Origin of the sequence: Occallatibacter sp. (genome assembly GCF_049582745.1) — a bacterium.
Classification (GTDB): Bacteria; Acidobacteriota; Terriglobia; order Terriglobales; family Acidobacteriaceae; genus Telmatobacter.
Genome location: NZ_JBAUUO010000012.1, coordinates 33253 through 46379 on the forward strand (window position 1 = coordinate 33253; position 13127 = coordinate 46379).

The 13127-nt window shown below is 60.3% G+C and carries 12 protein-coding genes; 7 read left to right on the forward strand and 5 right to left on the reverse strand.

Annotated features, from left to right (window positions below):
• Positions 1-20 precede the first annotated feature (20 nt).
• Positions 21-1910 (forward strand): amidase, encoded by a 1890-nt coding sequence (locus tag WCA10_RS01505; protein WP_472820710.1) that lies wholly within the window; start codon positions 21-23, stop codon positions 1908-1910.
• A 154-nt stretch (positions 1911-2064) separates the two neighbouring features.
• Here the strand turns inward: WCA10_RS01505 and WCA10_RS01510 are convergent, their stop codons facing one another.
• Together WCA10_RS01510 and WCA10_RS01515 are read right to left on the reverse strand one after the other, a co-directional pair.
• Complete coding sequence (locus WCA10_RS01510; RefSeq protein ID WP_472820711.1) at positions 2065-2532, reverse strand: FKBP-type peptidyl-prolyl cis-trans isomerase; 468 nt, start codon at positions 2530-2532, stop codon at positions 2065-2067.
• On the reverse strand, positions 2532-2840 hold the full coding sequence (locus tag WCA10_RS01515) for an FKBP-type peptidyl-prolyl cis-trans isomerase (protein WP_472820712.1): 309 nt from the start codon (positions 2838-2840) through the stop codon (positions 2532-2534). Before WCA10_RS01515 ends, WCA10_RS01510 begins: the two co-directional genes overlap by 1 nt.
• Positions 2841-2961: 121 nt before the next feature.
• On the opposite strand from WCA10_RS01515, the gene WCA10_RS01520 reads away from it, so the two are divergent.
• Positions 2962-3762, forward strand: coding sequence for a sulfite exporter TauE/SafE family protein (locus WCA10_RS01520; protein WP_472820713.1), 801 nt, complete (start codon positions 2962-2964; stop codon positions 3760-3762).
• Positions 3763-3992: 230 nt separating this feature from the next.
• Here WCA10_RS01520 and WCA10_RS01525 read toward each other — a convergent pair whose 3' ends face one another.
• Complete coding sequence (locus WCA10_RS01525) at positions 3993-4523, reverse strand: hypothetical protein (RefSeq protein ID WP_472820714.1); 531 nt, start codon at positions 4521-4523, stop codon at positions 3993-3995.
• Positions 4524-4582: 59 nt separating this feature from the next.
• The gene (locus WCA10_RS01530) at positions 4583-5722 is read right to left on the reverse strand and encodes a M20 family metallopeptidase (RefSeq protein ID WP_472820715.1); all 1140 of its coding nucleotides are present in this window, start codon (positions 5720-5722) and stop codon (positions 4583-4585) included.
• Between the two features lie 160 nt (positions 5723-5882).
• Between WCA10_RS01530 and WCA10_RS01535 the strand changes: the two genes are divergently transcribed.
• Both WCA10_RS01535 and WCA10_RS01540 read left to right on the forward strand, forming a co-directional pair.
• The gene (locus WCA10_RS01535) at positions 5883-7082 is read left to right on the forward strand and encodes a retropepsin-like aspartic protease (RefSeq protein WP_472820716.1); all 1200 of its coding nucleotides are present in this window, start codon (positions 5883-5885) and stop codon (positions 7080-7082) included.
• Positions 7083-7144: 62 nt separating this feature from the next.
• Positions 7145-7477 (forward strand): YciI-like protein, encoded by a 333-nt coding sequence (locus tag WCA10_RS01540; RefSeq protein ID WP_472820717.1) that lies wholly within the window; start codon positions 7145-7147, stop codon positions 7475-7477.
• Between the two features lie 41 nt (positions 7478-7518).
• On the opposite strand, the gene WCA10_RS01545 is transcribed toward WCA10_RS01540, so the two are convergent.
• Entirely contained in the window at positions 7519-9186 is a 1668-nt protein-coding gene (locus tag WCA10_RS01545; RefSeq protein ID WP_472820718.1) for a B12-binding domain-containing radical SAM protein, read from the reverse strand.
• Positions 9187-9511: 325 nt separating this feature from the next.
• Here WCA10_RS01545 and asd point away from each other — a divergent pair, with 325 nt between their 5' ends.
• The 3 genes from asd (at position 9512) to dapB (ending at position 12947) form a co-directional block, all read left to right on the forward strand.
• Entirely contained in the window at positions 9512-10666 is a 1155-nt protein-coding gene (gene asd, locus WCA10_RS01550) for an aspartate-semialdehyde dehydrogenase (RefSeq protein ID WP_472820719.1), read from the forward strand.
• Between the two features lie 46 nt (positions 10667-10712).
• Positions 10713-12131: a lysine-sensitive aspartokinase 3 gene (lysC, locus tag WCA10_RS01555; RefSeq protein WP_472820720.1), complete on the forward strand. Its 1419-nt coding sequence runs from the start codon at positions 10713-10715 to the stop codon at positions 12129-12131.
• Positions 12132-12269: 138 nt separating this feature from the next.
• Positions 12270-12947, forward strand: a complete 678-nt coding sequence (gene dapB / locus WCA10_RS01560; protein ID WP_472820721.1) for a 4-hydroxy-tetrahydrodipicolinate reductase — start codon at positions 12270-12272, stop codon at positions 12945-12947.
• The last annotated feature ends 180 nt before the right edge of the window (positions 12948-13127 follow it).

Sequence of the window (13127 nt, forward strand, 5' to 3'; positions counted from 1 at the left end):
CCGTCTCACGAGGACATCCAATGCACCTGGACCGTCGAGGTTTTCTCGCTGCCTGTAGTCGCGCTGGAATCACGTCTGCCCTGTTTCCCGGGGTGCTGTACACGCTTGCATCGCAGGCCCAGGAACCGGCGTACATGGATCAATCGATGCCGCCGAAGATCACGCCTGAATTGATCGACCAGGCCGCGATCCTGGCCGGCATAGGTCCATTCACCGACGAGCAGAAGAAAGTGATGATCGAGGGGCTCACCGATGACAACGGCTCAATCAAAGCCATTCGCAAACTCAACCTGCCCAATTCCGTTGCCCCAGCCTTCGTCTTTCATCCTTTGCCTGCGACGTCGGAATCAGCGGCACAAGGCGACAACCAAGCTTCGAGCGCAACGGCTCTGCCTGTATTAGGGATGGTCGACGGACCGGAAGCTCCGCCAATCGAACAGCTGGCCTTCGCGCCCATTCGCGATCTCGCCGGCCTTCTCCATGCGCGCAAGATCACCTCGCTCGCACTCACGCAGATGTATCTTGCTCGCCTCAAGCGCTACGACCCCAAATTGCACTTCGTCATCACCCTCACTGAGGAGCGAGCGCTCGCGCAGGCCAAAGCGGCCGACGCTGAAATCGCCGCCGGCAAATATCGCGGCCCGCTGCACGGCATCCCCTGGGGCGCAAAAGATCTGCTCGCCGTCAAGGGCTACCCCACAACATGGGGAGCGGGCGGCTTCGAGCATCAGACCATCGATGAAGACGCAACCGTGGTCAAGCGCCTCGATGCGGCCGGAGCGGTGCTCGTCGCGAAGCTCACGCTTGGTGCGCTGGCCATGGGCGACAAGTGGTTCGGCGGCCAGACACGCAATCCGTGGAACCCAGCGCAGGGGTCGAGCGGATCGTCGGCCGGTCCCGCCAGCGCCGTGGCTGCGGGATGCGTCGCCTTCGCAATCGGTTCTGAAACGCTCGGCTCCATCAGTTCGCCCTCAACGCGCTGCGGCGCCACTGGCCTGCGCCCAACCTTCGGCTTTGTGCCCCGCACCGGCGCCATGGCCCTCAGTTGGACGATGGACAAGCTCGGGCCCATTGCCCGCAAAGCCGAAGACTGTGCACTCGTTCTCAGCGCGATCCACGGCCCCGACGGCCAGGATACCTCCGTGCATCGCGCTCCCTTTGACTGGAACCCCGGGTTGGATATCCATGCCTTGCGCGTCGGCTATCTCCAAAGCGATTTCGACCAGCCGCCGCCCTTCAAGCTTCCTCCGCCGCCACCCGGTGAAACTGCGGAACAGAAAACGGAGCGCGAAAAACGTGAAGCCGCTCGTAGAGTCGGGCGCGCCCGTCGCGACTACGATCGCCGCTACGACCTTGCCGCCCTCGACGCGCTACGTTCCATGAACATCAACCTCATCCCCGTCGAGTTGCCCAAGCTTCCCTACGGTGCGATGGTGCCCCTGCTCACCGCCGAGGCTGCCGCCGCTTTCGACGACCTCACACTGAGCGGCCGCGACCGCCTTCTCACTGAACAGGGCCCTGAAGATTGGCCGAACGCTTTTCGCGTCGCGCGCTTCTACTCGGCGGTCGACTACATCCAGGCAAATCGCGCACGCACGTTCGCAGTCCAGCAGGTCTCCGCGCTTTTCGAAAAGGTCGACATCATCGTCGCGCCCTCTGGCGGACAACAGTTGCTGGCAACCAATCTCACCGGCCATCCCGCTCTCATCGTCCCCAACGGCCTGCGCGGCAACGATGCGCCCACGCCGCCTAAAACCTATGATGGCGAGAACGACAATATCGGCGGACCTGGCACGCCGGTCTCCATTACGTTCCTCGCTGCGTTATACCAGGACGCCAAACTCGCCGCCTTCGCCAACGCGTATCAGCAAGCCACGGGCTTCAACAAGCTGCACCCCAAGCTGGACTGAGCCCGAGCGAACGCCGCATCGTCTCGGGTGAATCCATTCGTTACTTGGCGAGGCCGAATCGCTGTGCGCGCACCACGCGAAAACTACACGCGCCATCTCCTGGCGGCCACGGCGGAATTGCCTGAACCGGAAACTCCAGGCGCAGCCTGATCCCTCACTTCGATTGCGGCTTGCCCGCCGGAAGCGGATTCGTCGTTGTGCTCGCGGGCGGCGGAGTTGCCGGCGCACTAGCCGGAGGCGGAGTTCCCGCCGGAGGCGCAGCTCCCGGCGCTGTCGGGTTCGGCATCCTCCGCATCGGCTGGCCATTCGGCCCGTTGATCATCCCAGGTCTAACCTGTGGCGCGGGCATCTCGGTCACGTCCACGAGCTCAATGTCAAAGATCAGGTCCGCCTTGGGCGGAATGCCGGGGTTCGCCGCATTCGGTCCCGGGCGGCCGCGCGCGCCGTACGCAAGTTGCCATGGAATAAATAGTCTGCGCTTGCCCCCAATCCTCATCGCCGCGAATCCCTGGTCGAAGCCCGGGATCACGCGCCCAAAACCCTGCGGAAAGCTGATGGGCTCGCCATCATTCATCTTGGGCTTGCCATCCGCGTCCATCTCCGGCTTGCCGTCCTTGCCCATCACCGGGGTCTTAGATCGTACGACGAGTCGAATTTGTGCCCGTCTGCGGCCAGCCAGCCCGTGTAGTTCACCTTATAGATCTTGTTAGGCTCGGCTTCTGCGCCTGTGCCGATATCGATGTCCTGATACCGCAATGCAAATGCTGTCTTTATATCTCCAGAAACCGGTGGTACTCCAGGTGGAAGGCTGTCCCCAAGTGCCGGCGGTAGTTTGGGGGTCTGCACCTGGGTCATTTTTGGATGATGACAGCCGACGACGCCCAGAGTGCAAGCTCCAGAAATAATTACGACAGCGATGAATTGTTTCATTGCGAAAGAGGGCTCCGATTTGTTCTCATCGGGAGTGTAACAGCCGCTCCAAACCCCTCCCGAGCGGCCTGGAATCCCGAAATCTTATAGGGGCTTTATGCCCCAATCGCTACAGTAACTCATGGTCGAAATCTTTCTTCAGCTTCTTCATCTTTCGTGGCTGCCCGCCGCATCCTTCCTTGCGGGCGTCCTCAATTCCATCGCCGGCGGCGGATCCTTCCTTTCGCTTCCTGCTCTTTTTGATAGCGCAGCCGCCGTCGGCATCGGCGCAATTACCGTACAGGCTACAAACACGGTCGCTCTTTGGCCCGGCCAGCTGACCGGCCTCATCGCCTTCCGCAAGGAACTGCGCGAATACGGCTGGGAGTTGCTTCCCCTCGGCATCGCGTCAGGCATTGGCGGGTGGTTCGGCGGCTTTTTGTTGTTAAGAACCGCCAACCACATGTTCCGCCAATTGCTGCCATGGCTCCTGCTCTTTGCGGCCATCATGTTTGTGCTCAGCTTCCCATTGGGCCGCTGGCTGCAGACTCGCTCCGGCGGCGAGCGCCACAACACCCTTCTCATCGTCGGAATGATCATCGTCAGCGTGTACGTCGGCTACTTCGGCGCCGGCGGCGGATTCCTCGTTATGGCGCTCTTTGGCATCTGCGGCGTTCACGATATCCACGAGATGAATGCGCTGAAAGTGCTCACCGCGGCAGTTTCTATCGGGATTCCCGCCGTCTCCTTCATCCTTGCAGGCCGCGTTCACTGGAGCTTCTGTCTCGAGATGGCATTCCTGGCAGCGCTGGGCGGCTACATCGGCGCGCATTACAGCCGCTTGATCAACCAGGCCATCATGCGCAGGACAGTCGCCGCCATTGGCTTCATGACCGCCGCGTACTTCTTTGTCCAGAACTACGCCTTCCACCCGGTGCGTTGACTCCCTCACCTTCCCAAGCTAGAAGTAGATATCCAAAAAAGTTCTGAATGGGCACCACTTTCGTCATTCCGGAACGCTTAAGGAGGTGTGTGTCAGGCCACGAATTCAGAGGCTGCGGAAAACTCGGCGAGGGCTTGGTTTGTATCAGGGCATGACTTCAGTCGTGCTGCAAAAGGCCAATAAAACTGCGGGCCTTAGCCCCTCAGCGATGTTCCCTGTTGCAATCATCCCTACTTCGAAACCCGCGTCTCCGATCCCTTCGCCATCGGCGTCCAGTGCACATTGTCCGGTGAGAACTCCTGTGCGTAGTCGATGTGATCCGTATCGGTGAAAACATTCACCACGTGGAAATACATCGTGGTATCGCCCTGCGTCACCTGCCAGGGAAACGTCCAGATGTTCCCCTGGATCTGCAGGCGCCCCCAGCCCGCGGCTTCGCCACCCTGCGGAATCTGGTACGTCGTGTACATCTTGTCTTTGTCGTTGTACGTAAAGATCAGCAGGACCTTCGAATCCCCGTCGACATACTGGTTGCATGCCACGTATGCGCCGCTTTTCCAGCAATCGTTGCGCAGCGTCTTGTCCTCTTTGCCGACTTGGCTGTAAGCCGTCGCAAAGTGCTCGCCATGCACCTTCCATGTCCCTGCATAGGCCATGATTGCGTCAACACCCGACGGCGACGGCGGGGGAGTCTGTGATGTGGCAACGCCGGTCACAGTCAATACGATTCCGATCGCGATCCAGGAAGAGAAACGACGCATGAAAATCAACCTCCGCTTCCGATGTCATGGTAATCCGCGCCAGAACGCAGCATAAGTAATCAACTTGATTGCGCCAGCATCCCCGCGAGCAGCGCAGTGCGCGGCCCAAGGTGCTCGAGCACAACAGATTCATGGCTGGCATGCGCACCTTCGCCCACGGCGCCCATCCCATCAAGCGTCGAAATGCCGAGAGCCGAAGTAAAATTGCCGTCCGAGGCGCCGCCCGTGGATGCTTCATCAAGAGCAAAACCAAGTTCGCCTGCAAGTACGCGGGCCTGCGCAAACAGCTTTGCCGTTCCCCGCGTCCGCTCCATCGGCGGCCGATTGATGCCGCCCGTCACAGCAAGAGCACACCGCTTGTCTGCCGCTTTTAGCGATGCAAACCTGCGCTCGATTCGCCGGCCGTCGGAAGTTCTGGCGATGCGCACGTCCACTTCGGCAAAGGCTTCGGCGGGGATCACGTTAGTCTTGCTGCCACCGCCGGCGACGCCAACACTGACCGTCAGGCCGCGCTTCAACTCCGTCCAGTCGCTCACGGTCCCAATCACGCGCGACAGCTCCCGCAGCGCGCTGGCGCCTTTTCCGAAATCGACACCGGCATGCGCAGCCACTCCCCGAATATCGATGCGCCAGTTCCCCGTTCCCTTGCGCGCCGTCTTGTAGGCCAGTCCCTGGGCCGGTTCCAGCACAAACACCGCGCCGCAATTCTTCGCAGTCTTTTCCGTGATCGGCCGCGACACCGGACTGCCGATTTCTTCGTCGCTGTTCAGCAGCATAACAACCTCGCGATTCAGCAGCTCTGCCTCGGCCAGCATTTCAATTGCAGTCAGCGCCATCGCCACGCCAACCTTCATGTCCAGTGTGCCCGGCCCCCACAAACGCCCGTCAGCAATTCTGCACGGCATGTTCCGCAACGTGCCGATCGGCCAAACCGTGTCGAGGTGTCCCAGCAGCAGAATTGGTTTCTTCCCATCGCGCTTTCCGCGCGGCCCGAACCGCATTTCCAGCACATCGCCGTAACTGCGCCGCCGATGCAGCTTGATGCCTCCGCCCAGTCCATGCCCGGCTTCGGCTGCGAGTGCAACGCAGGCATCCACAGCCGCCTTCGCATCCGACGGTGATTCAATCTCCACCAGCCTCCGTGCAAGCTCGACTAGCGCAGGTTGTTTGCGACGTGCACCGGCCAGCAGTGCGCGCATCGGAACTTCGATATCCGGGGGTTGTGCTGTTCGCGAGTTCACTCGTAACCAGTCTAGTGGCGAACACCCTTCGCAGCAATTGCGCGCTTCCGATCGCCACCAATCAGAAGCACACGCACAAACAGCGGAGAGTCTTTTAGGATTGCATTAGAGGCGCTCTTTGAAGACAAGGACTCTCACCCGTCTGGCAACCGGCGTTGCTTCTTGCATCGTGGCGCTCCTCCCTTTTGCCATGGTCGCGCAAAACACTCTTGCCCAGAAAACGGCGCGCGCCACAGCCAGCGCTGCCGCTGCACGCGCCGTCACCGTGCCGGCCAAAAACGGCGTTGAACTCAAAGCCACCATCAACGGCCAAGGACCCTTTGATGCGATCTTCGACACCGGCTCCGGAAACCTGATCACCGCCAGCCTCGCCAAACGCCTCGGCCTTAAGCTCGAAGGCTCCGCCACGCTCAATGCTGGCGGAGGGATGGTGCCGGCAAAAGTTGTGAAAGTCGACACTGTAAAGATCGGCGACCTCACCATGTCCGATCAATGGTTCGCCGTGGTCGACACGCCCGTAACCCAGGATCAGGACGGCATCTTCGTCGGTGATCTTCTGCTGCAGAATCTCCCCATCCGCGTTGACTTTGAGAAAGAGGAAATCACCTTCTACTCCAAGCAGGGATTTACCTACACTGGACACGGGACCGAAGTTCTGATCCATCCCAAAGATGGCGCTCTTCTTGCCGAGGCCACGGTTGACGGCATCGACGGCCTCTTCGGCATCGACACGGGCGATTCCTATTCCCTGTCCCTCTTTGCCCCGTTCGTAAAGCAGCACAAGCTTGTCCGGCACTATCACGCGAAAATCCAGGGTTATGCCGGCGAGGGGTTCGGAGGATCAGACCACGGTTTTTATACCCGCGCTGACACCCTCCAGCTCGGCGATTTTGAAATGGTCCGTCCCATTACCGTTCTCTCCACAGACATCCTGGGCGCAGAGTCGTCCATCACCGTAGCCGGCAACATCGGTCTCCACATCCTGCGCCAGTTCACCATCGTTTTCGATGGCCCCGAAGGCAAAATGTACCTCGAGAAAAATGCGAACTATGGCAAGCCCGACGTCTTCAACCGCGTTGGCCTCATGCTCGATGATTATCCTGAGCACCTGACAATCAAGACCGTCCTCCCCGGCAGCCCTGGTGCGAGAGCCGGTTTGAAAGAAGAGGATGTCATCACGAAGATCGACGGCAAGCCGCCAACCGACATCACCATGGTGTCCGCATTCACCCGGGCCGCCGGCACCATTCTCCACCTCACCGTACGCCGCGGCGCAAACACGCGTACGGTATCCGTCGTGCTCAAGCAGATACTCTGAAGCTTTGCTTTTGCGCTTGCAACGGCCTTTGGGTTAAACCGCGTCTCAGCCAAAAGAAAGGAATGGATCCTCCCATGCACTACCTGCTCTTCTACGAAGTAGCCGACGACTACCTAACCCGCCGCGCAGAGTTCCGCAACGTTCACCTGAAATTGGGCTGGGAAGCAGCCGAGCGCGGCGAACTCATCCTCGGCGGCGCGCTGGCGAATCCCGTCGACGGCGCTCTGCTTCTCTTCAAGGGTGACTCGTCCGCGGTCGCGGAGAAATTCGCCACGGCCGACCCCTACGTCACCAGCGGCATCGTCAAGCGCTGGTACGTCCGCGAATGGACCACGGTCGTCGGCGATATTGCCGCCAATCCCAAGCGGCCAGCCGAAACTTCAGCGGCAGATTAAGCGCGCCTGAATCCCCTTGATCCGCACGCATCCCGCTGTTCTTACTCTTCTTCCCTCAGCACGACGAACGGTGTGCTCACACGTGGAAAATCAATCCCCGCGTGTGAATCCACGCCAGCCGCAGCAGTTTGCCACGACGGCAACTGCAGTTCCGGCATCGGCTTGGCCTGGAACAGCTTCTTGCACTGCCTCGCGGTCCATCGCGCCCATCTCTTCGATTTCTTGCGGCGCGCGCTGTCGGTCGAAATCCCCGTGCCCGCATACATCTGCCGGTAGAGCTTCGAAAGGAAAATGAACGCAAGCCGCGCGCGCAGATTGGGAGTGCACGCAGATCGCTCCCAGATGGCGCTCCAGTTGTAAAACCGGTCCCACACCCGCTGCGTACGCTCGCGAATTTCATCGGAACTCATGGAGGGATGCGGTGTAAACATCTTTGGCCGTACCTCGATCGGTATCAGCCAGTAGCGGGTAATCGGCACATCGCCCACCATCGTCGGATGCGTCGACTGTTCCTTCTCCCATCGGCCAAAATCCACCGTGCCCGGAAACGGCGTCATCATCACAAATTGCGCAAACGTCACGCCCGCCTTCAGCGCCATCTGCACCGTTGCATCGAAAGTCTCGGGCTTGTCGGTCGGCAATCCAAAGATGAACGAGCCAAGCACGTGAACACCATGCTTCTTGAATGTTTGTAACTGCTTCGCCAGCGCCTCGCCGGAGTAGTTCCAATCTTTGAAGACCGCCTTCAGTCCTTCCGGCGTTACCGCTTCAACGCCGACCAGCGCGCCCTTGATATTGGCTCTGCGCATGGCATCGAGGTAGTCGCCGTCTTCGCCCGCTTCCATGGTGATCTGGGTGTAGAACACCATGTCCTTCGGCAGCTTCGCGAGTTCCTCCATCAGTTGGAATCGTTCGTTGCGAATCTGAGTCAGCTCGTCCACCTTGGCAAAGTTCTTCTGCTCCCGCGCCAGGCGCAGATCCGTCAGCGTCACCGGATAGAAATTGTCATCGGCCAGCGCAATGAACCGGAACCCAAGCCTCCGCAGGCTGACGATCTCGTCGATCACCTTTTGAAACGACCGCTGACGCGGCTTCTGCCCGTCCGTTCGCCACACGCTGCAGAACGAGCAATGCTTCGGGCATCCCCGAATCGTTTGCACCGACGCCCACATATATTTGTCGGGACGCATCAGGTCCCATCGCGCCGCAAGAAACTGCGTGCCTTCAATCCGGCCGCCTTCGTAAATCCTCTCCGGAGCACCGGCGATGCAGTCCGCTACGGCCTTACCCCAGGCTATGTCGCCATCGCCCTTCACCACCGCATGCGCTTCGCCACGTTCCAGTGCTTCCTCAGGAAATAACGTGGCGTGAATGCCGCCGTATACTACCCATGCGCCGCGTGCCCGTGCCATGCGGCCAACCTGGTAACCGCGCAACGCGTTGCCGGTGTGCACGCTGATGCCGACGATATCGCCCGGTTGAATGCTTTCCGGCACAATCTGCTCGAGAGATTCATCCACCAGGATGGGGGTCCCTGCAAATTCAGGCGTCGCCGCCGCAAGAACAAACAGCCAACGCGGAGTGATGACTGCTGTGCCAAAGGAATTGTCGCTGGGATTAACCAGATGAACGCTCGTAAATGCCTGCCTTTCCAGGTGAGAGCTTCGCAGCGGGCGAGCGAAGCTGGGAAGCCGGCTTTGATCCGGCACTCTAACACCCTGGGCAGGTAGCGGGGGAACGGTGGCCTGCTGTGTCGTCCATCATACACACCACAGGCGCAACTGACATTTTTATTGAATCGAAGCCTGCAAATCGATCCCACACAAAAATTGGCAACAACAATACATGATGGGGCTTACGGGCACAATCGCAGCGCTTTGCCAATCCCTGACCCCGGTTCTCTGTTCCTGCTTCCGTAAGGTCAATTCTCCGTGTTCCACACCCCCAATACGTGGCGTTCGCCTATCCCCTGAACCCTGACCCCTGTCCCTGTTCCCTGTCCTCCCTTCCTGTACACTGAAGTGTTCACTCGTCATGCAAAACAAATATCCAATTGGCATCCTGGGCGCGACCGGAATGGTTGGCCAGCGCTTCATTCAACTGCTCGAAGACCATCCGTGGTTTGAAATCACCTGGCTCGCCGCTAGCGACCGGTCAAGCGGCAAGGTTTACGGCGAAGCCGCAAAGTGGCGCCTCGACACCCCTCTTCCCGATCGCATCGCGCGCATGACCGTCTCACCCGCCGAGCCCCAGGGCGCACCTGGAATTATCTTCGCCGCACTCGACGCCGCCATAGCCCGCGAGCTGGAGCCGAAATTCGCCAATGCCGGCTGTGCTGTCGTCTCAAACTCCAGCGCCTACCGCATGGCGCCCAACGTCCCCCTCGTCATTCCCGAAATCAACGCTGACCACCTGCACCTGATCGAAGAACAGCCCTCGCGCCGCGAATCCGGCGGCTACATGGTCACCAATCCCAACTGCTCCACCATCGGCCTCGTCATGGCCCTCAAGCCCCTCGAAGAACGCTTCGGCATCGAACAGATCTTTGTCACCACCATGCAGGCCATCTCCGGCGCAGGCTACCCCGGCGTCCCCTCCCTGGACATCCTCGGCAACGTCATCCCCTACATCGGCAGCGAAGAAGAAAAGATGGAAGCCGAAACGCTGAAGCTGCTCGGCCATCTCGACGGCAACCACGTCACCCCACTTGCCGCAAGAATAAGCGCACACTGCAACCGTGTCGCCGTCGAAGACGGCCACACCGAGAACGTCTCCATCAAGCTCGGTGATAAACTCCGCCGACCCGTCTCCCAAGAGGACATACTCGCCGCCTGGTCTGAATTCCAACCCCTCAAGCTGCAGCATCTTCCCATGGCTCCCGAGCAGCCTATCGAATTCGCACCGCAGCCCGACCGTCCCCAGCCCCGCCTCGATCGCAATCGCGGACGCGGCATGGCTGTCACCGTCGGCCGTCTGCGCCCCTGTACCGTGCTTGACTGGAAGTTCACCTTGCTTTCGCACAACACCATTCGCGGAGCCGCCGGCGCCGCCATCCTCAACGCGGAGTTGCTCAGGAGCCTCGGCAAACTGGACCCCGCGGCCCCGTCTGACAAGTCAGGATCGTTGCAGCGCAAGAAGACGATTGAAACAGTTGATTCCGTGATTGAAGGACTGTCGGCAGCATTGTGACTCTGCCCTAATCCGGTTTGCTCACTTGAACGATAGGAATGCTCGCATGAGCCTGGTCGTGATGAAATTCGGCGGCACCTCGGTGGAAGACCCGGCCGCAATCAACCGCACCGCCTCCATCGTCGCGGGCCGCGTCGCCGCCGGCAAACAAACCGTCGTGGTCGTCAGCGCCATGGCCAAGGTCACTGACCAGCTTCTCCGCGCAGCGGCCGCCGCAGCCAAAGGCGACCGCACCGGCGCCCTCGCCATCAGTTCCCGCCTGCGCGCACGCCACCGCGACACCGCATGCGCCCTCATCAAGACGCCGGCAGACGCCTCCGCGCTCTGCAATCTCATCGAGCAGAAATTCGATTCGCTCGACGAAATCCTCCGCGGCCTCGCTGCCATTCTCGAACTCACGCCGCGCATCTCCGACCTCGTCGTCAGCTACGGCGAACGTCTCTCCAGCCGGATCATCGCCGCCGCCTTCATCGAGCGCGGCATCAACGCCTCCCACGTCGACGCGCGCGAAGTCATCGTTACCGACTCGCAATTTGGCAAAGCCGCACCTCTCGACGTCCCCATCGAGAAACGCGCCGTTGAACATCTGCGCCCGTTGCTCGACCATGGCAAGATCCCGGTGATTGGCGGCTTCATCGCCTCCAACGAAGAAGGCATCACCACTACGCTCGGCCGCGGCGGCTCCGATTTCACGGCCGCCCTTCTCGGCGGAGCGCTCGCCGCAGGCGCCATCGAAATCTGGACGGACGTCGATGGCATCATGACCAGCGATCCCCGCGTTTGCCCCGACGCCCTCCGCGTCAAGGTCATCAGCTTTGAAGAAGCCGCCGAACTCGCCTACTTCGGCGCCAAGGTCCTGCACCCGGCCACCATCCTGCCCGCGGTCCGGAAAAACATCCCCGTGCTGGTGCTCAACAGCAGGAACCCCGCCAACGAAGGCACGCGCATCATCTCCATCGCGCCGCATTGCAGCAGTCCCTTCAAATCCATCGCGGTCAAAAAGAAGCTATCCATCATCGACGTCGTCGCCAGCCGCATGCTCATGACGCACGGCTATCTCAAGGCCATCTTCGACATCTTCGACAAGCACCAGTGCCCCGTCGACATGGTCTCCACCAGTGAAGTCTCCGTCTCCCTCACCGTCGACTCCAATGACAAGCTACCCCTCATCGCCGCTGACCTCAGCCAGCTCGCCGACGTGAAATACGAAGGGAAAAAGGCGCTTGTCTGCCTTGTCGGGGAAGATATTCGCGGGCAAAGCGGCATGGCTGCCCAGGTCTTCGGCGCCATCAAGCACGTCAACGTGCGTATGATCTCCCAGGGTGCCAGCGAAATCAACATGAGTTTCATGATTGAAGAAGACGACGCCGACGAAGCCGTCCGCTCCCTCCACGCCGCCTTCTTCAAAGAGCCCGACCCAACCATCTTCGACACCGAATCCCGCAAAGCCGCCGTCATTTCGTAAGCAAGCCGTCAGCTCTCAGCCTTCAGCTTGCAGCCCCAGTTTGCGGAGACGGCTGGTGCATGTTTTTTCTAGCAAGGCGGCCGGGCCCTCACGATAAGCTGAAAGCTGATAGCTAATGGCTGAAGGCTGGAATCGAACATGCTTCTTCTCGTTCTAGGCAAAGGAAAGACCGGATCACTCGTCGCCGAAGTCGCCCGCAAGCGCGGTCACGGCGTCCGCGCACTCGACATCAACGAAAATCAGCACGCCTCGGCCCTCACCGCGCCCAACCTTGCCGGCGTCGACGTGATCATCGACTTCACCACACCCGATGCCGCCGTCGAAAACATCCGCGCCGTTCTCGCGCTCGGCTGCCGCATCGTCGTCGGCACTACCGGCTGGTATGCGCACTTGCCTGAGCTGAAAGCCATCGCCGAACGCCGCAGCGGCGGTCTGCTTTACGGAACCAATTTCTCCATCGGCGTGCAAAAACTCTTTCGCCTCACCGCCGAGCTCGCCTGCATCGAAGGCTACAAATTCTCCATCCGCGAGACGCACCATACTTCCAAACTCGATGCGCCCTCCGGCACTGCCATCACCCTCAAGCAGATCATCCAGTCCGTGCAGCCCGGCATCGAAGTACGCATCGATTCACAACGCGTCGGCGACGCCAACGGCGAACACATCGTCACCGCAAAAAGCGAACACGACGTCATCGAACTGCGCCACGACGCCCACTCGCGCCGCAGCTTCGCCATCGGAGCCGTCCGCGCCGCCGAATGGCTTTGCAGCAAATCCGGTGTCTGGGAGTTCCGCGAAATCTTCGATAAGCTATAGCTCTGCGCACGTGCAAATTCCCTGTTCGATATTTCTGGGTTCGAAAATCGCTGGAGGCTTTGTCGTGCAGAGCATCCTCGTTGCGGGCGCTGTCTACCTCACGATCACAGTCCTTCTCGCTCACTCTCAAACGCCTGCCCCTGCGTCCAACGCCACGCCCAAGCCCCTCACATGGGACGT